Below are 19,791 nucleotides of genomic sequence, written 5' to 3'. Positions count from 1 at the left end.
CGTCAACGAGCGGCACACCACCGTCAGGGCGGGCGGTGTGCCGCTCACTCACCCGATGCCCTGCCGGTCCGGCCGGAGCGCGAAGTCGCGGTCGGCGGCCTCCGGCACGGCCCGCTCCACAGCCACCGTCAGCAGCTCCCGGTGCCGCAGCAGGGGCTCGCGCCGCTCCTCGGGCGCGAGCAGCAGCAGATCGTCGAGCCCGGCCAGCATGCGCCGCGACACCTGGGGACTGCCGGCCGCACACCCCCGGATCTCGGTGAACCCCAGATCGACGAGCGCCTCCCACCCCGGAACCGGCTGCACAAGCCGCACCACGCCGCCCCGGTCCGTGTACCGCAACGAGTCGAGCGGCCGGTTCGCGACCGCGGCGAGGAACTGCACGATGCGGTCGAGGGCCTGCACGGCCGTCGTCGGATCGTTCACGGCGGGGGAGAGGGCGCGCAGCGCGATGTCGGAGAGCTGCCGCAGCCCGAACCCGAGATCCTGGTGGAAGGTGCGCTCGACGCCGACGTGGACGGTGTAGCGCAGGGCCCGCAGAGAGGGCGGCGCCCCGCCGTGCACGGCGAGGACGGGCGTGCCGGGCACCACGAAGTCGCCGGTACGGGGGAGGAGCCGCAGGGTGACGCCGGGCCGGTGCCGGACGGCGCGGAGGAGCCGGGCGATATTGACGTCACGCATCACACCGGCCCGCCCCTGATGAACGACGCGCGCGGTCTCGGGCCCAAGGTCCTCCACGGCACCGGCACCCCTGACCTCCACCGGCATCCGGGCCACGAGCCGGAAAGCCTCCGTGGTCACCCGGTCGATCACGTAGCTCACGCGCATCATCCGCAGCGTCGAGTTCACGTACATCACGAACAGCAGCAGGCTGAGCCCGACCATGAAGAGGGTGAGCACGGACTGCACCACGGGCACGGATCTGACGAGCTTCGGGTCGGGCTCGCTGTCGTACGAGGTCAGCACGAGCAGCGACAGCACGAACGTCGCGAGGAAGACGGCGAACGTCGCCTTCGTGATCCGGCTCCGGATGAAGATCCGCACCACCCGGGGGCTGAGCTGCCCGCTCGCCATCTGGAGCGCCACGAGCGAGATGCTGAAGACGACACCGATGAAGGTCATCATCGCGGCGCTGATGGTGCTCACGACGGTCTGCGCGTCGTCGGCGATGCTCTGGAGCTGGGAGATGCTGTCGTACGCGCCGGCATCACGAAGCGTGTCGACGATGGCGGTGTCCAGCTCATCGGCCAGGAACCACACGACGAAGATCCCGACCATGGCTCCGGTCGGCGCGAACCAGAAGGTGTCCCGAAGGTGCTCCCGCAGCGGCGACAGAGCCCGCGGCCGCCGCACCCGCGGAGATGTCCCGGTGACGGACTGACTACTCATGGTGAGACTGTAGGCGGCCCCGCTCCCGACCCCCCGCAGGTGCCGCCGAGGCGACGGATATGCAGGTGAAAGGCACTCCGAGGCTTTGGTATTGTTATCCATGTCGCCGCGGGGAACACCCCGGCCGGGCGACAGACACCTAGTCCGGGTGGCGGAATGGCAGACGCGCTAGCTTGAGGTGCTAGTGCCCTTTATCGGGCGTGGGGGTTCAAGTCCCCCCTCGGACACCAGCTGAGACCCCAGTTCATCTGGGGTCTTTTGCGTATCTGGGCGGCGGCGTGATCAACCGGGCATGCAGTGTCCGCATCGACACGGCTGCTCAGGCAGCACGTCGATTGACCAGGAGGCCTCCCGGCGTGACCGGCCTGCTGCGAGGGCCCTGGGGAGTCCTTCTCGTCCTCGCGAACATGCTCAACGCCTATGTCGCGTACGGAGCCTTGGTGACTCGGCCGCAGGGCGACTGGGATGAGCAGACGCTGACAGGAATCGAGTTTGCGTCGGTCCTGCTGATCGCGCTCGGCGCCCTCACCCTCTTGGTCACCCTGCTCGCGGTGTGGCGGCAGAGCCTCGGGCGCTGGTGGCTGGCACCGCCTCTGGGCTTCCTGGTGGTGGGTGCGGCGCGCTGGTCGTACATCGCGATCGGTTTTCCGCCGGGAGCCGGCGGCTGACAGGCGCCGCCGGACGAGCCCTACTGACGGCTCACGGTTCGGGTGATGCCTGCGGCGACAGTTGTGGCGAGGATCCAGCCTGTGATGATCAAGACGTACGAGAGCGCCTGGTGCCAGCCCGTCGGGGAGAAGGCGCTCTCCTGGCCGAAGTCGATGATCGGGAGGAGGAGGTCGAGGGCGTAGAAGACGGCGTTGAAGTCGGGGGATTCGTCGGGCTTGAGGGGGCTGGGGTGGTGCAGGGCGAAGGCGACGGAGCCGATGGCCAAGAGGGACAGGAGCCAGCCGGCGGCCCGCATGGGCCGGAAGCCGTAGCCGACGGTGACGTCCTGGATGTGACCCCATAGGCGGGCGTAGGCGGGCAGTGTCGCGCGGTGGCGGCGCTGCTTGGCGAGCTGGATGGTGCGGGCCGCGTCCGCGTCGCCGATGCGACGGTAGGCGGCGGTCAACTGCTCGTAGGCGAACGGAACGTAGCCGTCCTGGTCGCGTTGCAGCATCGGCAAGCGCTTCGGCGCGGGCTCGTGCGGGGTGAGCGTGGCGTAGGTCAGCCCGTCCAGGCGGAGCTTGTCCGGCAGGATCTCCGGGGCGACATGGAGCAGATCGAGCCTGGCGCCACGGAAATTGACCGCTCCCCGGATGGGCTGGGCGCTGCGCAACCACAGCTCGCCGATGGTGGCGTTGCTGGCTCGCAGCGCTATGCCTGCGGGATGGGACAGGTCTGCGTGGGCCAGGTTGAGCTGGCCGGGTATACGGGCGCCGCGCAGATTGAGGCGGCCGCGCGTCTGAAGGCGCATGGCGCGCAGGTCGGAACCGACCGTGAGGTTCTCGGCATCCAGGGCATCGCCGTCACCGTCGTGCAGCCTGGCGTCGTCGAGGTCGACCGAACCGGCAACCGTCATGCCCACCATCCTGACCTGTGCGTGGGCGACGAGGTCCGGGCCGAATACGTCGCCTTCCACCATGGAGTGGTTCAGCTGGAGGGCGGGTTCGTCGAGGTCCGTTGTCCGTCCGAGCTCCGCGCGGTCGAGAAAGAACGCGCCGGCGATCCGTGCCCCGCCCAGCCGTACGGATCCGGGAATGCGGCAGCCGGAGATGCGCAGCACCCCGTCTATTCGTGCGGTCGCCGCGTGGAGGGCGGGCATGGTGGAGCGCGGGAGTTCGAGCTGGCGGATCTGCGCGCCGTAGAAGTTGGGAGCCTCGTCGAACGCACAGGCTCCCAGGTGTACCGGAAAGTCGATCGTGCTGTAACCCAGGTACAGGCGTCCGGTGATCCGGGCCCCGGCCACCCACACCTGAGCGGTGTGGCCTTCGGCCCGGTCGGCGCGGAGGAGCAGGCGCCGTAGAACGGATGCCCGTAAGGTCCGTTCAGGGAGCGGGCGTTCGTGGTCCTCGGGAAGCTCACCGTGGTCCTCGGTGAAGTCGATGGCTTCGCCCCGGGGAAATGCGTCCCAGACGCGTCGCTCGGCCGGTGTCAGGTCGTTGATCTCCACCGGGGCGACTTTGGTCGGCGGGCGAGTGTGGTGTCAACAGTGCCCGGCGTGGGGCCGGCTGCTCACGCCGGAGGTCGTGCCGATGACCTGATCCGTTACGCTGACCGGCGGGTTAGTCGGTACATGCCAATAACGTGAAGGCGCACGGTACGTGCGCGCGCGTGGTGAGTGATGAGGGACATGTCTGTGATGCGGCGTCCGGCGCTGGCCGGGTTCATGGTGGTGCTGATGGCAGCACTCGGTGCCTGTGGTGGCGGCGGTGCGGACAAGGTGTCGGGCCACGGTGGTGGCAAGGGCGGTGGGTACTCGAAGCCGCACTCCGATCAGGTGCGTGGTCTCTACGACGCCGTCCGGCATCTTCCGCGTAAGACCGTCCGGGGCACCCGCGCGCACATGGTCAAGGAGTGTGATCCGGCCACCCGGAAGGTCAAGCACACCTCGCGCAGCGGCAGTGGCAAGCGCAAGAGGACCCGCACCTGGTACACCACCGAGCGCTACAACCAGTGCCACAAGGTCCGCAAGGGCAGCGAGACGTACACCCGCGTCGTGCGGACCGAGCGGTGGTGCGTACGGCTCGACGACGTCAACGGGAAGCCCCAGAAGGACGACCTCTGGTTCCGGGTCAGCCCTGCCACGTACAGCGAGGTCCACGGCAAGGACGAGCACGCGCGCGTGAAGTTCGAGCCGAGGGCGCGCGGCTGCTGACGCGGTCGGCTCAGGTTCGGCGCGCGCCCGTCCCCGCCACGTGGGAGGGAAAACCCCAGGTCCCGGCCCCGGCGCCCATGGCATCCTGAGCCGATGAACGGACCGGAGATCGTCGTCAGCGTCGTGCCCGAGCTGGAGCTGTTCGTTCCGCATGCCCGGCGCGGAGGCGCGGCCGTCCCGCTCGTCACCGACGGCGTGTCCACGCTGGGGCACGTGATCGAGTCGCTCGGCGTGCCGCTCACGGAGGTGGGGGCGCTGGTCGTGGACGGGCGCGAGGTGGCCGTCGGGCACATTCCCGTGGCCGGGGAGCGGGTCGAGGTCCGGGCCGTCGTCCGGCCGCAGTGTGTCGAGGGGGCGCCGCTGCGGTTCCTGCTCGACGTCCATCTCGGCACGCTGGCACGGCGGTTGAGGCTGCTCGGGGTCGACTCCGCGTACGAGTCCACGGACATCGGCGACCCCGCGCTGGCGGCCCGCTCCGCCGCCGAGCGGCGCGTCATGCTCAGCCGGGACCGAGGGCTGCTGCGGCGGCGTGAGCTGTGGGCCGGCGCGTACGTCTACAGCGACCGGCCCGACGAGCAACTACGCGACGTACTGGGCCGGTTCACGCCCGAGCTGCGCCCCTGGACCCGGTGCACCGCCTGCAACGGGCTGCTGAAGGAAGCCCGTAAGGAAGACGTCGCCGACCTGCTTGAGGGCGGGACGCGCGGAACGTACGACGTGTTCGCCCAGTGCCGTGCGTGCGGGCGCGTGTACTGGCGGGGTGCCCATCACGACCGGCTGGAGCGGATCGTGGGGCGGGCGGTCGCCGAGTTCGGGGGCTGAGGGGCTGCTTCGTCCTCCGGCATCTGGGGCGGTTCGATGCGCCAGGCGATGCGTTCCCCGTCCTGGACCACCCTTCGGTAGGCGTACAGCACCACCGAGATCAGCAGGATGCCGACCGCGAGGAAGGACTCCGTGGCGCCGCCGTAGCCCGCGAGGGACGGATGCGTGACGCCGACCGAGACGATCACGATGTTGAAGGCCAGGATGGCCCAGGCCACCGGGATCCAGGCGCGGGCGCGGCGGATCGGGCGGGGCCAGTCGGGGCGGTCCTTGCGCAGGAGCAGGAAGCCGGCGACCGCGAGCGTCATGGCCACCAGGTAGCCGAAGTTGCTGGCGATGAGGATGCTCAGGGGCTCGCCGAGCAGAACCACGATCGCCGCGTTGACGAGCGCGTCCAGCGTGAGGGCGCGGCCCGGCACGCCCCAGCGGTTCACCTTGTCGAGCTGCCGTACGGTCATGCCCTCGCGCGCCAGGCCGTACAGCGCCCGCCCCCCGTCCGCCGTGCACGACACCATGCCGAAGAACATCGAGACGATCAGGATGAGGACGCCGACATCGGAGAAGCCGCCGAGCGCTTGGGTGAAGGCGGTGGCGAACGCGCCGACCGGGTCCGAGCGCAGCGTCTCCTCGCCGACGCTGCCGACCGTCGCGAGCGGGACGACGAAGAAGACGCCGAGCGAGATGAGGGACGTCAGCCGCAGGGCCTTCGCCGTGTCGCGCGCCGTGTCGCGGTACTCGGGTGCGAACGACGCGCAGATCTCCGTGCCGTACGTCGTCCAGGCCGTGACGTAGAACCACACGATCAGCGTCATCCAGCTGCCGCCGTGGTACCAGGTCAGGCGTGACGCGTCCCAGCTTCCCGGGCGCAGGAACGGGGCGATGACGACCACCGCGAGGCCGCACATCACCAGGGCCGCGACGGCCTTGGAGACGCTCGCGGCCAGCCGCGCGCCGAAGTAGTTGCAGGCCCAGCCGCCGGCGATCGCCAGGACGGCGAGCGCTTCCGGAAGGCCGATGCGGTGGCCGGGGAACGGGATCGACGGGGCGTGCGGGAACCACTGGGCGGTGATGAGGTGGCCGATCGCCGCGCCGTTGACCGCGATGCTGAACGACCAGCCGATCCAGTAGCCGTACGACGCCACGGCGCCGAGCGGGGCGAAGTAGCGCTTCCAGCCCTCGGTGGCGTATCTGCTGATCCCGCCCGACATACCGGGGAACATCGCGGCGGTCTCGGCGAACAGCATGTTCTGCGCGAACGCGACGAGCGCCCCGACGCACCAGATGGTGATCGCCGTCCAGCCTCCGATCGCGCCCACGGTGTAACCCACCGTCAGGAGCAGGCCGTTGGGGATCACCATGGCGATGGCGAGGCCGTCGCGCCAGGTCAGGGACTTGTGCAGCTGTTGGCTCAAGGGGGCCACCTGTCTCGGTCGGGGACTGACGGGAGAAGGTCCGGTACGGCGAAAAGTGATGCCGCTGTGCTGTGTCGGCGGTCACAATAATTCGTTATTGTGGGCCGGGATAGGGGTCCGGCAGTGGCCAATTCCAGAGGGGCCGGCTCCCGGGCGACCGGGTTCCGGAGCGACCGGCACAGAGACGAGGGGCGGCATGGGGGAGAAGGAGAGCGGTGGCGACGCGGGCGAGGTGCAGCGCGAGCGGATTCTGCGGTCGGCCGCACTGGTCATGGCCGAACGCGGCTTCGACGCGGCACGCATGAGGGACGTGGCGCGCGGCGCCGGCGTGTCCATCGGGCTGCTCCAGCACTACTTCGACACACGCGACCTGCTGTTCCGCGAGGCCTTCGAGTGGTCGATCGGCGAGCTCATCGCCCGCTGGCGCAAGGGCGCTTCCGCCGAGCCCGACCCGTGGCGCCGCTTCGAACTCCTCGTACGCGAACTGGCCGACGACCCCGACCTCCAGCGGCGGTGCGCGACCTGGACCGAGTTCTGCGCGAGCGCCGCCCGCAGGCCCGAGCTGCGCGACGGGGTGCGCCGCGCCCACGAGGACTGGCGCGAGCTCGTCCTCGGCATCGCCGAATCGGGCGTCGCGGCGGGGAAGTTCGTGCCCGCCGTGTCCATCGACGTCGCGGTGCGCTCCGTACTCGCCGCCGTCGACGGCTGCGACATGGCCGTGGCGTCGGGCAGCGGCATGGGGGCGGAGGGCTACGCCGCAGTCATCCTCGCCACCGCCCGCTCGGTCCTCGGCGTGCGCGACTGAGCAGGCTTCCCCTCCATCTCAACCCACCTGATCCGAGCCGCAGTTCACAGGAGGCACCGCGCCATGACGTCGACCGCATTCCCGCACCTGTTCAGCCCGCTCGTCATCGGCGGTGTGACTCTGAAGAACCGCGTTCTGTCCTCCGGGCATGACACGGTCCTCGTCGAGGGCGGGCAGGTCACGGACGATCTGGTGGCCTATCACGAGGCGCGCGCCGAGGGCGGCGTCGGGCTCATCGTCGTACAGGTGGCGGGAGTTCACGAGACCGCGCGGTACACGACGCATGTGCTCATGGCCACGGACGACTCGTGTGTCGAGGGGTACCGGCGGCTCGCCGAGGCCGCGCACCGGCACGGTGCGAAGGTCTTCGGGCAGCTCTTCCACCCGGGACGCGAGATCCTGGAGTCGCGCGACGGCTCCGCGCCCGTCGCCTGGTCGGCGTCGGCGACGCCCAGCGAGCGCTTCCATGTGATGCCGCGCGCCATGACCGAGACCGAGATACGCGAGGTCGTCGACGGGTACGGAGAGGCCGGCCGCCGGTTGCGCGCCGCCGGGCTCGACGGTGTGGAGGTGGTCGCCAGTCACGGCTACCTCCCGGCCCAGTTCCTCAACCCGCAGGTCAACGTGCGCACGGACGGGTACGGGGGTGACGCGGACGGCAGGCTGCGGTTCCTGCGCGAGGCCCTTGCGTCGGTAGGGGCACACACCGGGCCCGACTTCGTGGCCGGACTGCGCATCTCCGGCGACGAGTTGAGCCATGACGGCCTCACCGCCGAGCTCGCCGTCGAGGCGGCCGAGCGGCTGGACCGCGAGGGTCTCGTCGACTATGTGAGCGTCTGCGCCGGGTCGTCGGCGACGATCTCCGGCGCCGTGCACATCGCGCCCCCGATGACACAGCCCGCCGGATACACCGCCCCCATCGCGGCGCGCGTGCGGTCGGCGGTCGGCGTTCCGGTCATGGTCGCCGGGCGCGTCAACCAGCCCCAGGAAGCCGAGCAGATCATCAAGGAGGGCCAGGCCGACGCCTGCGCCATGACCCGCGCCCTGATCTGCGACCCCGACATGCCGGGCAAGGCGAGCGACGGCCGTACGGAGGAGATCCGCGCCTGCATCGGCTGCAACCAGGCCTGCATCGGCCACTTCCAGCGCGGCTATCCGATCTCCTGCATCCAGCACCCCGAGACCGGCAGGGAGCGCCGGTTCACGCGGCTGCCCCTGCCGACCAGGCGCCGACGGGTCCTCATCGCCGGTGGCGGACCGGCCGGGCTCAAGGCCGCCGCCGTGGCCGCGTCCCGTGGGCACGACGTCACCCTGCACGAGGCGGGTCGGCGCGTCGGCGGACAGGTGCTGCTCGCCCAACTCCTGCCAGGCCGCGCCGAGTTCGGGGGCGCGATCACGAACCTGGAGGGCGAGGCGCGGCGGGCCGGGGCGCGGATCGTCACCGGGTCACGTGTCGACGCGGAACTCCTCGACCGTGAACAGGCGGACACGCTCATCGTCGCGACCGGAGCGGTCCCGCGCCGACCCGCCCTCGAACTCCTCGACGACCCCGTCGTCCTGGACGCCTGGGACGTCGTCCGCGGCACCGCCGACGTCCCCAAGGGCCGGATCGTCGTCGCGGACTGGCGCGGCGACTGGATCGGCATCGGCGTGGCCGTCCAACTCGCGGGCCAGGGAAGGAAGGTGACGCTGTGCACGACCGGCTTCGGCGCGGGTGAGCACCTTCAGCAGTACGTGCGCGCGTCGATGCTCGCCGAGGCCGCGCGGGCCGGGGTCGAGACCGTGCCGACAGTGCGCCCCTACGGTGCCGACTCCGACACGGCGTACTTCCAGCACACCCTCACCGAGGAGCCGGTGATCATCGAAGGGGTCGCGGCCGTCGTCCTCGCCCAGGGGCACGACCCCGTGGGTGAGCTCGCCGGTCTGGCGGACGGACGGGTGGGCGAGGTCCTGATGGCGGGGGACTGCGTGTCACCGCGGACCGTGGAGGAAGCCGTACTGGAGGGGCTGACGGTGGCGTCGTCGCTCTGAGGCAGCCCATGAGTGGCGGCCGGCCGCCGTGCGCGCCTCAGCGCGGATGGCGGCGCAGCCGCACCCGGTACGAGTAGTGCTCCGGCAGGAAGTGGCTCACGGCCAGTTCGACCGGGCGGCCCGACGCCGACAGATACAGGCGGTCGATGCGGAGCAGCGGATGCTGCGGCGGACAGTCCAGGTGCGCCGCCACCTCGGCCGAGGCGAGGGCGACCGTGACGGACTGCTCGGCCTCCGCGATCGGCTCGGGCAACCGGCCGTCGAGGAGGCCGATGACGGTGACGCGGCTGTCCGCGCCCGCCTCCGTCAGCTCCGGGCGGTCCGCGACGAGCGCGCCCACGTCCGGCGGCAGATGCACCGTCGTCAGGCAGAACGGGGTGTCCTCGTGCAGCCGCAGGAACGACAGGTGGTCCACGCGGTCGGAGCCGACCCGCAGCCTGCCCGCAGCGTCCACGTCGACCCGGCGGCGCAGCGGCGACACCAGGCGCATCGTCGTGTCGAGGGACAGCGCCATGAGGTCCTCGACCGAGCCGAACTGCCGCAAATACTGCTCCTCGCGGGGCGCCGCGAACGTGCCGCGCCCCGGGACCCGGTGCACCAGCCCCTCCGTGACCAGGTCCTGGAAGGCGCGCCGCACGGTCTGCCGGCTGAGCCCGTGGGAGGCGGCGAGCTCCGCCTCGGTGGGCAGCCGCACCCCCTCGGGGTAGTCGTGCCGCAGGATCGCCTCGCGCAGCTCACGCGCGAGGCGTACATAGGCGCTGTCACGCCCGGGGGCCGCCATCTGTGTCCCCCTCGTCCGCTCTGTGCGTGTCGTACGCGTCATGTCTGCCGTTCACCGCCCTGCCTGTGCCGTGAGTCTAATGGCCGTACAAGACGGTGCGCAGGTCAGACGTCCAGACCGCCGCGGGAGACGAGCTGGCGCACGATGACGTTGCGCTGGATCTCGTTGGTACCCTCGCCGACGATCATCAGGGGCGCGTCGCGGAAGTAGCGCTCGACGTCGAACTCGGTCGAGTAGCCGTAGCCGCCGTGGATACGGACCGCGTTCAGGGCGATCTCCATGGCCGTCTCCGACGCGAAGAGCTTGGCCATGCCCGCCTCCATGTCGACGCGGCGGCCCGCGTCCGCCTCGCGGGCGGCGTACAGGGTGAGCTGGCGCGCCGCGGTGAGCGAAGTCGCCATGTCCGCGAGGTAGTTGCCGATCGACTGGTGCTTGTAGATGGGCTCGCCGAACGTCTCGCGCTCCTGCGCGTAGCGCAGCGCGTCCTCGAACGCGGCCCTGCCGACACCGAGCGCGCGCGAGGCGACCTGGAGGCGGCCCGTCTCCAGGCCCTTCATCATCTGCCCGAAGCCCTTGCCCTCGATGCCGCCGAGCAGCGCGCCGGCCGGGACGCGGTAGTCGTCGAAGGTCAGCTCGCAGCTCTCGACGCCCTTGTAGCCGAGCTTCGGCAGGTCGCGCGAGACGGTGAGCCCCGGGCCGTGCTCGGCGAGCAGGATGGAGATGCCGCGGTGCTTCGGCTCGGCCGCCGGGTCCGTCTTGCACAGCAGCGCGATCAGCTGCGAGCGGCGGGAGTTGGTGATCCAGGTCTTGCCGCCGTTGACGACGTACGAGTCCCCGTCGCGCCGCGCGACGGTGCGCATCGCCTGGAGGTCGGAGCCGCCGCCCGGCTCGGTCAGGGCCATCGTCGAGCGGATCTCGCCGGTCGCCATCTTCGGCAGGTAGCGGTTCTTCTGCTCGTCCGTGCCGAAGTGCAGCAGCAGCTTGGAGACGACGGTGTGGCCGCCCATGGCGCCCGCGAGGCTCATCCAGCCGCGCGCCAGCTCCTCCGTGATCAGTACGTAGCAGGACGTGGAGACGGGCGTGCCGCCGTATTCCTCGGGGATCGCGAGGCCGAAGATGCCGAGGTCCTTCATCTGCTCGATGAGTGCCTCAGGATAGGTGTTGGCGTGCTCCAACTCCCTTACGACCGGCTTGACTTCGCGGTCCACGAAGTTCCGCACGGTCTCGACGATCATCTGTTCGTCGGAGGAGAGGGTGTCGAGGGTGCTCACTTCGCGGACGCTCCTTGCTCGTGGTCGTGCGTGGTGTCGATGACGCCCTGCGCGCGCAGCCGCTCGATGTCGGCGGCGCTGCGGCCCAGCGCGCTGAGGATCTGTTCGGTGTGCTCTCCCGCGGCGGGGACGGGGTCCATCCGGGGGGTGACGCCGGAGAGGTCTGCCGGGGGAAGCAACGCTTGTACGGGTCCCTGCGCGCCCGGCACCGCGATGTCGCGCCACCGGTCGCGCTCGGAGAGGGCCGGGTGGGCGAGGAACTCGGCGATGGAGTTCACACCCGCGTTGGCGATGCCGGCCTTGTCGAGCAGTGCCATGGCGTCCTCGCTGCCGAGGTCGGCGAAGCGCGCGGAGACGGCCGCGTTGACCTCGTCGCGGTGGGCGACGCGGTCGGCGCCGGTGGCCATGCGGGGGTCGTCGGTGAGTTCGGGGCGGCCGAGGACCGTGGAGCACAGTGCCTGCCACTCCCGCTCGTTCTGGATCGAGAGCAGCACCTCCTTCCCGTCGGAGGCGGTGAACGGGCCGTAGGGCGCGATCGTGGCGTGCTGGGCGCCGATGCGCGGCGGCTGCGTACCGCCGTAGCGCGTGTAGTAGGCGGGCTGGCTCATCCACTCGGCGAGCGCCTCGAAGAGGGAGACCTCGACGGCGGGCGCGCGTCCGGTGGTGGCCCGCGTGTAGAGGGCGGTGAGGACGCCGCTGTACGCGTACATGCCCGCCGAGATGTCGGCGACGGAGATGCCCACGCGGGCGGGCTCGTCGGGTGAGCCCGTGATGGAGAGCAGTCCCGTCTGGCACTGCACGAGCAGGTCGTACGCCTTGCGCTGCGACCAGGAGCCGCTGGTGCCGTACCCGCTGATGGTGCAGGGGATCAGGCGGGGGTGACGGGCCTGGAGCGCGGCGGGGCCGAGGTCCATGCGGTCGGCTGCGCCCGGGGCGAGGTTCTGGACGAACACGTCGGCGTCCGCGAGGAGTTCCTCCAGGATGTCCCGGCCCTCCTGGGACTTGAGGTCCAGGGTGAGGGACTCCTTGGAGCGGTTGAGCCACACGAAATAGCTGGCCTGGCCGTGCACCGTGGTGTCGTAGCGGCGGGCGAAGTCGCCTCCGCCGGGACGCTCGACCTTGATGACGCGGGCGCCGAGGTCGGCGAGCTGGCGGGTGGCGAAGGGCGCGGCGACGGCCTGTTCCAGGCTGACGACCGTGATGCCTTCGAGGGGGAGCGGATCGGTCATGCGGGGGCCTTCCCGGGAAGTTCGGTCAGGAGCAGGGCGCGGGCCGACTCCCAGGTCGTGTCCTTGAGCAGAGCGGGTACGTCGCTGCCGCACGCGACGAACTTCTCCACCAGCTCCACGTCCGTCGGCGGACGTCGGGGCGAGCCCGGGGGATGGGCGAGGGCGGACCGCAGGACCCGGCCGTCGGTGAGCGTCACCGCGAGGTCGACCTCGCCGTCGAGGAGCCCGGCACCGCCCTCCGTGCGCTCCGTCTCGACCGTGGCCATCAGGTGCCGCGCCTCAGGTCGGCCGACGGCCTCGTCCGTGAAGGCGCCGAAGCCGGGGAACCCGTCGAGCAGGGCCGTCGCCACCGCGTACGGGAGGCTGAACTTGCCCTCGAGACCTGTCTCCGGACGGTCGTGGATGAGGGGGTGGATCGTGGCCCCCGGGGTGGTGACGCGGACGGCCGTGACGTCGTCGGGGCCGCACTCGGCGCGCAGGTCGCGCAGCGCCGCGATCGGGCGCTGCATCGCGTAGCAGCAGGGGAACATCTTGATGGCGAGGCCACCGGGGACGGCGGGGCCGCCGGTCCGGGGCGCCCCTCCCTCGGTGCCGTCCGGTCCTTCCGCGCCCACCAGCTTCAGCCACGCGTCGACCGCCCGCGGGTCGGCCGTGGCGCCGGCCCGGGCCAGGCGCGCCGCCCGCACCCCCGCCTCCGCCGCGAAGCCGACCTGGAGCGACTTGCTGTGGGTGCCGAACGCGGCCTGGACCCCGCTCGCGCCGGGCACCGCGAGCGCCATGGCCGTCGCGAGCTGCTCGGGAGTGAGGCCCCAGGCGACGCCCGCCGCGACGGCCGCCGCGGGGGCGCCCGCCGTGCACGTGGCGTGCCAGCCGGCCGCGTAGTGCGACCAGCCGAGCAGTGTGCCGAGCCGGGCCATCACGCCGGCCCCGGCGAGGTAGGCGCGCGCGTCGCCGCCGGCCGCGAGGACCGCGGGGACGATCACCACGCTGATGTGTGTCGTGGACTCGATGTGCAGGTCGTCGAAGTCGAGGACGTGCCCGACCGCGGCCCAGCGTGCCGCGTCCGGCAGTTCGGCGGCCAGCGCGCTCACCGGGTGGTCGCGCGCGGCGAGCGTGACCGCGACCGTGTCCAGGAGGGAGCGGCGGGCGAGCGCCAGGTCCTCGGCGTCGGGTTCGTATCCGTACGCCCACTCGGCGAGCGATTCCGCGATGGCCGGCATGGCTTCCCTTCGTACATCCTGCACTGCGTGGTTACTTTGTACGGCCAAATGATGGAGGCGTCAATGCCGCCACCACAGGGCAACTCAAAGCTTTCACATGCGACTTCTTCCCAAGGGGGTTGACGGAACGCCCGGTGGGGCGGACGCTGGGCCGCGTTTTGTACGGCACAATCCGCCATTGAGGCGGCCACATCAGATCTCATCGATCCACCGGCACTGCTGCCGGTCCCCCGGAGGTTCCGCATGGGAGATGCGCATCCCCTGCTCGCCGCGCTCAGCGGTGCCCGGCACGGTGCCCTGCACCGGCGGGTGCTGCTCACTGTCAGCGCCATGTTCTTCTTCGATCTCGCCGACCTGAACACGTTCGCGTTCGCCGCGCCCGCCATCCGCCGGGCGCACCTCTTCACCGTCGACGACATCGCGTTCGTCACCGCCCTGGCCTTCGCCGGCATGGCGGCCGGCGCGATCCTCGGCGGCCGGTTCGCCGACCATGTGGGCCGGCGGCGGGTCATGACGGGGTCCGTGGTGCTCTTCTCCGCGGCCTCCGTGGTCAACGCACTGGTCACGGGGGTGGGCGCGATGGCCGCGGCCCGCTTCGCGACCGGGTTCGGCCTCGGCGCCATGACCTCCGTCGCGATCACCTACCTCTCCGAGGTCACCCCGGCCGCACGCCGTGGCCGCGCCCAGGCGACGGCGCTGGGCACCGGCCTGATCGGCATCCCCGTCGTGGCGTTCACGGCCCGCGGCCTGACCGCCGACGACCCCGGCGGCTGGCGCGCCCTCTTCGTCATCGGCGCCCTCGGCGTCCTGCTCGTACCGCTCCTGATGCGCCTGCCCGAGTCGCCGCGCTGGCTCCTCGCGCGCGGCCGGACCACCGAAGCCGTGCAGGTCACGCGCGCCTTCGTGCCCGACTGGGAGCCGTCCGCCGACGCGCTCGCGGCGCCTCCCGCTCCGGCGGACCGGCCGCGGTTCTCCGAACTCTTCGCCGCGGGCCAGCGACGCAACACCGTCGCCCTCATGGTCCTGTGGCTCTTCGGGCTCGTCGGCTTCTACGGGTTCCAGTCCTGGGTGCCGACGCTGCTCGCCGACCACGGCCAGGACTTCGCCAAGAGCATGACGATGTCCGCGGTCACCACGATCGGGGCGGTGCCCGGCGCGTTCCTCGCCTGGCCGTTCATCGACCGCTACCCGCGCAAGCACCTCGCGATGGTGCTCGGTCTCGTGGTCGCGGTGCTCGGCATCGGGTACGGGCTCAGCTCGTCCGTCGTGGCCGTCGTCGTGTTCGGCACGCTCGTCGCCGCGCTCAGTCAGACGTTCATCGCGGTGCTCTACTCATACACCCCCGAGGTGTTCCCGACCCGCCTGCGCACGGCGGGCGCCGGGCTCGGCAACGGCGTCGGCCGGATCGGCAACGTCATCGCGCCGCTGGTCGTGGCGGCGATCTACACCACGCCGGGGCTCGGCTACGTCGCCGTGTTCGTGTTCATCGCGGGATGCTGGCTGGTCGCCACGGCCACCGTGTTCTTCTTCGGGGTCGACACCCGCGGCCGGTCGCTGGAGACCCTGCACGACGCGGCGGCGGCCCCGGTGGCGCCTGCCGCACCTGTTACTCAACGCATCGGAGAATGAGCGAACATGCCTCAACCAGACGCGACTCAGGGAGAGTTCGGGCTCGCACGGTATCTGGACGCCTGGTCTCCGGCGCCCGTGAGCCTCGACGATCCCGTCGCCGCCGCGCCCGTCGCAGCCCTGAGTCAGGTCCTCGACCAGGAGGCGACCGTGGCCGGCGAGGGGGAGCCGCTGCCGCCGCTGTGGCACTGGCTGCACTTCCTCGAATGGCCCGCACAGCGGGAGCTGGGGGCCGACGGGCACCCCGCGCACGGCCACTTCCTGCCGCCCCTGCCGGACCGAAGGCGCATGTTCGCCGGCGGCCGCGCGGAGTTCACCGCGCCGCTGCGGGTGGGCGTGCCTGCCCGGCGTACAAGTTCCCTCGCCAAGGTCGAGATCAAGCGAGGCCGCACCGGCGAGATGGCGTTCGTGACAGTCCGTCATGAGATTGCACAGGAAGGGAAGATCAGGGTCACCGAGGAGCAGGACCTCGTCTACCGCGTCGGAGAGGACGAGCGACGGGGCGACGGCTTCGGGCTCGACCTCGGCGAGGCCGAACCGTCCGATGCCGACTGGCAGTTGATCCTGCGTCCCTCGCCGACCCTGCTGTTCCGCTACAGCGCGCTGACCGCGAACGCCCACCGCATTCACTACGACGAGCCGTACGTCCGCGGCGTCGAGGGCTACCCGGGGCTCGTCGTCCACGGTCCGCTCCTCGTCCAGCTGATGCTGGAACTCGCCCGCCGTGAGGCCCCGGAGCGTGAGATCCGGACGCTCTCGTACCGGCTGCGCAAGCCCGTGTTCGCGGGCGAGCAGGTGTGTGCGCTCGGCGAGGTGGCGGACGACGGAGGGTCGGCCGGGCTGCGGATCGCCACGCGCCGCGACGAGCGGCATGCGACGGCGGAGGTGACGTTCAAGTGAGCGCTGAGCACACCACCGTCGAACCTGCGAGTGCCGACCCCGCGCGTCCCGAACTCGCCGACCCCGAACGCCTGAGCCGCGACCGAGCCCGCCTCGCCGCCGCCCGGACCCTTCTCTTCGTCCCGGGGCACCGCCCCGACCGGTTCGAGAAGGCGGCCGCTGCAGGGGCCGACGCCGTGATCGTCGACCTGGAGGACGCCGTCGCGCCGGACGGCAAGGACGCGGCCCGCCGGCACGCCGCCGACTGGCTCGCGCGGGGCGGGGACGCGGTGGTGCGGATCAACGCGCCGGGCACTGCCTGGTGGGACGCCGACCTGGACCTCGTCACCGCGTTCGGCTGTCCTGTGATGCTGCCCAAGGCCGAGGACCCCGAGGTGATCGCACGGATCGCGGAGGTCTGTGCCGTGATCCCGCTCGTCGAGACGGCGGCCGGGATCGAGCGGGCCCTCGACGTGTGCTGTGCGCCCGGCGTCGTCCGCGCGGCGTTCGGCAGCGTCGACCTCGCCACCGAGCTGGGCGTGCGCCACGACGACACCCTGGCGCTGGCGTATGGGCGGTCCCGGCTGGTCATGGCGTGCGCCGCCGCCGGTGTCGCGCCCCCGCTGGACGGCGTCACCACCGCGCTCGACGACGCCGACGCCCTCGCGCAGGACCTGCAGCACGCCCGACGGCTCGGCTTCGGAGGCAAACTGTGCATCCACCCGAAGCAACTCCCGGCGGTGTCCGCGGGATTCGCGCCGACGGACGAGGAGCTGGCCTGGGCCAGGAAGGTGCTCGCCGCGGGCGACGCGGTGTCGGCCGTCGACGGCGTGATGGTCGACAGGCCGGTGCAGGAGCAGGCGCGACGGCTGCTCGGCGTGAAGTTCACCACCGGCTCTGCGGGCGAGGTGGCGTAAGGCGGAGAATCAGGGGGCGCCCGGCGATGTCACGTCGCCGGCAGTTCCCGGAGCCCGTCGGTGAACCCGTCGACCAGGTCGACGAGTGCCGCCACCGCCGGATCGGTGTCGTCCGCCCGCCAGGCGAGGCCGAGCGGGAGAGCCGGGGCATCGAGGACCGGGACCAGCGTCACCCCCGGCACCGCCAGATGCCCGGCGGAGTCCGGGGTGAGCCCGATGCCGACGCTCGCCCCCACCAGGGAGAGAAGGGTGTGCGTGTCGGGCGCGTCCTGGACGGTGCGCGGGGTCGAGCCCTGCGCCAGGAACGCCGACTGCACCAGGTCCCGCACGATCGAGCCCCGGCCGGCCGGATAGCTGACGAAGGGCACGTCCCGCAGATCGGCGAGGGTCAGCGACTCCCGTGCCGCGAGCGGGTGTTCGGAGGGCACGGCCGCGACCAGGGGGTGCCGCAGCAGCTCCCGCACCCGCAGCCCCGTGTCCGGCAGTGGGAGCCGCACCAGACCCGCGTCCGCCTCCCGCAGGTGCAGGCGCTCGGCCAGCTCGCCACCGTAGTAAGGGCCGACGATGTCGAGCCTGACGGTGGGGTGCCGCCGCCTGAACTCGCGGGCAATGGCGAGGAGTTCGCGGTACGACGTGGGGCCGCTGAACGCCAGCCGCACCAGCCCGGTGACCCCCTCCGCCGCCCGGTGTGCCGCGAGCTTCGCCGCTTCCAGGGAGTCGAGCGCGGACCGTACCTCGGTGAGGAACGCCGCCCCCGCCGCGGTGAGTTCGACGCTGCGGGTGGTGCGGCGCAGCAGCTCGACGCCGACCTCCTGCTCAAGGCGCTTGATCTGCTGCGAGAGCGGCGGCTGCGACATGTGCAGCCGGGCCGCGGCCCGGCTGAAGCTGAGCTCCTCGGCGACCGCGACGAAAGCCTGCAGACGGCGCAGTTCCATGCCCTTCCACCCTCCACCTCAGCCGGAAGTCGTTTCGTTCCGACGCGTCGAGATTATGTCGCCCCGGCGAATAAATCGATGGCCGACAATGTGTTAGTTGCATCACACACTCAGTGATATGGTAAATGCCAGCAGTCGCGAAAACGGCCGTACGGAGCCGGAATTAAATAAGCGCACCAGTAGCCCAACTACCCACGTGAGACGGGCTTTCGGTGAATCCGAATTGCCTCCCGAAGGAGTGTGGCAAGGGTGAGACGCAAACTCGTCGCAGACGAGAAGATGGGGCGGCGGGCGGGAATTGCCGCATTCATCGGAACCACCATCGAGTGGTACGACTTCTACATATTCGGGACCGCTTCGGCGATCGTTCTCGGGAAACTCTTCTTCCCCGGGGCGTCACCCGCCGTCGGCGTCCTCGCGTCCTTCGCGACGTTCTGGATCGGCTTCGTCGCCCGACCTCTCGGCGGCATCGTCTTCGGACACCTCGGCGACCGCATCGGCCGCAAGAACACCCTGATCGCGACGCTCCTCCTCATGGGCGTCGCCACCGCGGGCATGGGCCTGCTGCCCACGTACGACGCCGTCGGGGTCCTGGCGCCTGTCCTGCTCGTCCTGCTGCGCGTCGTACAGGGCGTCGCCGTGGGCGGCGAATGGGGCGGAGCCGTTCTCATCGCGACCGAACACACCGAGCGGCGCCGCGGGTTTCTCTTCGGCGCCTTCGCCCAGCAGGGCTCGCCCACCGGGCAGATCCTCGCCGTCCTCGCCTTCACCGCCGTCTCACAGCTTCCCGACGCCGCCTTCGTGACGTGGGGCTGGCGTCTGCCCTTCCTCGCCTCCGCGCTGCTTGTGATCGTCGGGCTGATCGTGCGGATGCGGATCCAGGAATCCCCCGAACTGCTGCGGCTCAAGCAGACGGAACAGGTCGCACGGCTGCCGCTCGTCGAGCTGCTGCGCACCCACAAGACGACGGTCGCGCTCGGCCTTGCCGCCTCCGTCATCGCGTACGTCGCCTCGTACCTGAAGAACACCTTCGCCCTGTCCTGGGCCACCAACGACCTCGGCATGTCCCGAGACAGCATGCTCACGATCATCCTGCTCGCCACGGTCGCGCAGTTCGTCGCCCAGCCCTTCGGCGCCGTCCTCGGCAGCCGCTGGAACACCCGCAAGGTCGTCACCGTCCTGCTCGTCCTCGAGATCCCGGCCATGCCCCTGCTGTTCTGGCTGATCTCGACCCGCAGCTTCGGCCTCACCCTGCTCGGCATGGTCATCGCGACGCTGCCGCACGTCATGTTCTACGCACTCCTCGCCGGCATGCTCGCCCAGGCGTTCCCCGCCCGCGTCCGCTACACCGGCATCTCGGTGTCGTACTCCGCGGCCGGGATGCTCTTCGGCGGCGGCACGCCCCTCATCGGTCAGGCGCTGCTCACCGCCACGGGGTCGATCGTGCCCGTCGTGGGCTTCGCCGTCCTGATGGTGCTGCTCTCGCTCTACGGCGCCCGTGCCCTTCTCGCGCGTACGGCGGCTGCCGAGGTGCGGGACGCCAGGGCGGCAGACGCGACGCAACAGCCGGCCGCATTCTGACGATCAGTCAAGTACCGAGACAGACACAGCCCG

General features: G+C 71.1%; 17 protein-coding genes and 1 tRNA gene. 10 read left to right on the top strand and 8 right to left on the bottom strand.

Annotation, left to right across the window (positions count from 1 at the left end; translation table 11 throughout):
- Nucleotides 1-48 precede the first annotated feature (48 nt).
- Nucleotides 49-1,386 carry a DUF2254 domain-containing protein gene (locus tag OG574_RS12880; RefSeq protein ID WP_326773326.1) on the bottom strand — a complete coding sequence of 446 codons (1,338 nt, stop codon included), beginning with the start codon at nucleotides 1,384-1,386 and terminating at the stop codon, nucleotides 49-51.
- A gap of 142 nt (nucleotides 1,387-1,528) precedes the next feature.
- Between OG574_RS12880 and OG574_RS12875 the strand changes: the two genes are divergently transcribed.
- Both OG574_RS12875 and OG574_RS12870 read left to right on the top strand, forming a co-directional pair.
- Nucleotides 1,529-1,616, top strand: a tRNA-Leu gene (locus OG574_RS12875).
- Between the two features lie 126 nt (nucleotides 1,617-1,742).
- The gene (locus OG574_RS12870; RefSeq protein ID WP_326773325.1) at nucleotides 1,743-2,054 is read left to right on the top strand and encodes a hypothetical protein; all 312 of its coding nucleotides are present in this window, start codon (nucleotides 1,743-1,745) and stop codon (nucleotides 2,052-2,054) included.
- Between the two features lie 20 nt (nucleotides 2,055-2,074).
- Here OG574_RS12870 and OG574_RS12865 read toward each other — a convergent pair whose 3' ends face one another.
- Nucleotides 2,075-3,541: a membrane-associated oxidoreductase gene (locus OG574_RS12865; RefSeq protein ID WP_326773324.1), complete on the bottom strand. Its 1,467-nt coding sequence runs from the start codon at nucleotides 3,539-3,541 to the stop codon at nucleotides 2,075-2,077.
- A 171-nt stretch (nucleotides 3,542-3,712) separates the two neighbouring features.
- On the opposite strand from OG574_RS12865, the gene OG574_RS12860 reads away from it, so the two are divergent.
- Both OG574_RS12860 and OG574_RS12855 read left to right on the top strand, forming a co-directional pair.
- Nucleotides 3,713-4,246 (top strand): hypothetical protein, encoded by a 534-nt coding sequence (locus OG574_RS12860; protein WP_326773323.1) that lies wholly within the window; start codon nucleotides 3,713-3,715, stop codon nucleotides 4,244-4,246.
- A 93-nt stretch (nucleotides 4,247-4,339) separates the two neighbouring features.
- Nucleotides 4,340-5,068, top strand: a complete 729-nt coding sequence (locus tag OG574_RS12855) for a Mut7-C RNAse domain-containing protein (RefSeq protein WP_326773322.1) — start codon at nucleotides 4,340-4,342, stop codon at nucleotides 5,066-5,068.
- Here OG574_RS12855 and OG574_RS12850 read toward each other — a convergent pair.
- A complete protein-coding gene (locus OG574_RS12850; protein ID WP_326773321.1) occupies nucleotides 5,014-6,480 on the bottom strand; it encodes an APC family permease in 1,467 nt (488 codons plus the stop codon). The genes OG574_RS12855 and OG574_RS12850 overlap by 55 nt on opposite strands.
- A 196-nt stretch (nucleotides 6,481-6,676) precedes the next feature.
- On the opposite strand from OG574_RS12850, the gene OG574_RS12845 reads away from it, so the two are divergent.
- Entirely contained in the window at nucleotides 6,677-7,285 is a 609-nt protein-coding gene (locus OG574_RS12845) for a TetR/AcrR family transcriptional regulator (RefSeq protein WP_326773320.1), read from the top strand.
- 63 nt (nucleotides 7,286-7,348) lie between these two features.
- Entirely contained in the window at nucleotides 7,349-9,316 is a 1,968-nt protein-coding gene (locus OG574_RS12840) for an oxidoreductase (RefSeq protein ID WP_326773319.1), read from the top strand.
- A 37-nt stretch (nucleotides 9,317-9,353) separates the two neighbouring features.
- Here OG574_RS12840 and OG574_RS12835 read toward each other — a convergent pair whose 3' ends face one another.
- The 4 genes from OG574_RS12835 to OG574_RS12820 all read right to left on the bottom strand — a co-directional run bounded on the left by OG574_RS12835 (nucleotide 9,354) and on the right by OG574_RS12820 (nucleotide 13,817).
- The gene (locus OG574_RS12835; RefSeq protein WP_100591613.1) at nucleotides 9,354-10,097 is read right to left on the bottom strand and encodes a GntR family transcriptional regulator; all 744 of its coding nucleotides are present in this window, start codon (nucleotides 10,095-10,097) and stop codon (nucleotides 9,354-9,356) included.
- Nucleotides 10,098-10,201: 104 nt separating this feature from the next.
- Nucleotides 10,202-11,368 (bottom strand): acyl-CoA dehydrogenase family protein, encoded by a 1,167-nt coding sequence (locus OG574_RS12830; protein WP_326773318.1) that lies wholly within the window; start codon nucleotides 11,366-11,368, stop codon nucleotides 10,202-10,204.
- Entirely contained in the window at nucleotides 11,365-12,597 is a 1,233-nt protein-coding gene (locus OG574_RS12825) for a CaiB/BaiF CoA transferase family protein (protein ID WP_326773317.1), read from the bottom strand. The genes OG574_RS12830 and OG574_RS12825 overlap by 4 nt, the downstream gene beginning before the upstream one ends.
- Complete coding sequence (locus tag OG574_RS12820) at nucleotides 12,594-13,817, bottom strand: MmgE/PrpD family protein (RefSeq protein ID WP_326773316.1); 1,224 nt, start codon at nucleotides 13,815-13,817, stop codon at nucleotides 12,594-12,596. The genes OG574_RS12825 and OG574_RS12820 overlap by 4 nt, the downstream gene beginning before the upstream one ends.
- Before the next feature lie 243 nt (nucleotides 13,818-14,060).
- Between OG574_RS12820 and OG574_RS12815 the strand changes: the two genes are divergently transcribed.
- Genes OG574_RS12815 through OG574_RS12805 form a run of 3 tightly spaced genes read left to right on the top strand, consistent with a single transcriptional unit; the run spans nucleotide 14,061 to nucleotide 17,242 of the window.
- A complete protein-coding gene (locus tag OG574_RS12815; RefSeq protein ID WP_326773315.1) occupies nucleotides 14,061-15,446 on the top strand; it encodes an MFS transporter in 1,386 nt (461 codons plus the stop codon).
- 6 nt (nucleotides 15,447-15,452) lie between these two features.
- Nucleotides 15,453-16,346 carry an FAS1-like dehydratase domain-containing protein gene (locus OG574_RS12810; protein WP_326773314.1) on the top strand — a complete coding sequence of 298 codons (894 nt, stop codon included), beginning with the start codon at nucleotides 15,453-15,455 and terminating at the stop codon, nucleotides 16,344-16,346.
- Complete coding sequence (locus OG574_RS12805) at nucleotides 16,343-17,242, top strand: HpcH/HpaI aldolase/citrate lyase family protein (protein WP_326773313.1); 900 nt, start codon at nucleotides 16,343-16,345, stop codon at nucleotides 17,240-17,242. The genes OG574_RS12810 and OG574_RS12805 overlap by 4 nt, the downstream gene beginning before the upstream one ends.
- 29 nt (nucleotides 17,243-17,271) lie before the next feature.
- On the opposite strand, the gene OG574_RS12800 is transcribed toward OG574_RS12805, so the two are convergent.
- Entirely contained in the window at nucleotides 17,272-18,177 is a 906-nt protein-coding gene (locus OG574_RS12800; RefSeq protein ID WP_326773312.1) for a LysR substrate-binding domain-containing protein, read from the bottom strand.
- Nucleotides 18,178-18,426: 249 nt separating this feature from the next.
- Here OG574_RS12800 and OG574_RS12795 point away from each other — a divergent pair, with 249 nt between their 5' ends.
- The gene (locus OG574_RS12795; RefSeq protein ID WP_326773311.1) at nucleotides 18,427-19,758 is read left to right on the top strand and encodes an MFS transporter; all 1,332 of its coding nucleotides are present in this window, start codon (nucleotides 18,427-18,429) and stop codon (nucleotides 19,756-19,758) included.
- The last annotated feature ends 33 nt before the right edge of the window (nucleotides 19,759-19,791 follow it).

It is taken from the genome of Streptomyces sp. NBC_01445 (assembly GCF_035918235.1).
Classification (GTDB): domain Bacteria; phylum Actinomycetota; class Actinomycetes; order Streptomycetales; family Streptomycetaceae; genus Streptomyces.
The sequence above is the reverse complement of the archived record's forward strand: the minus strand, read 5'-3'. Positions and strand labels throughout refer to the sequence as shown.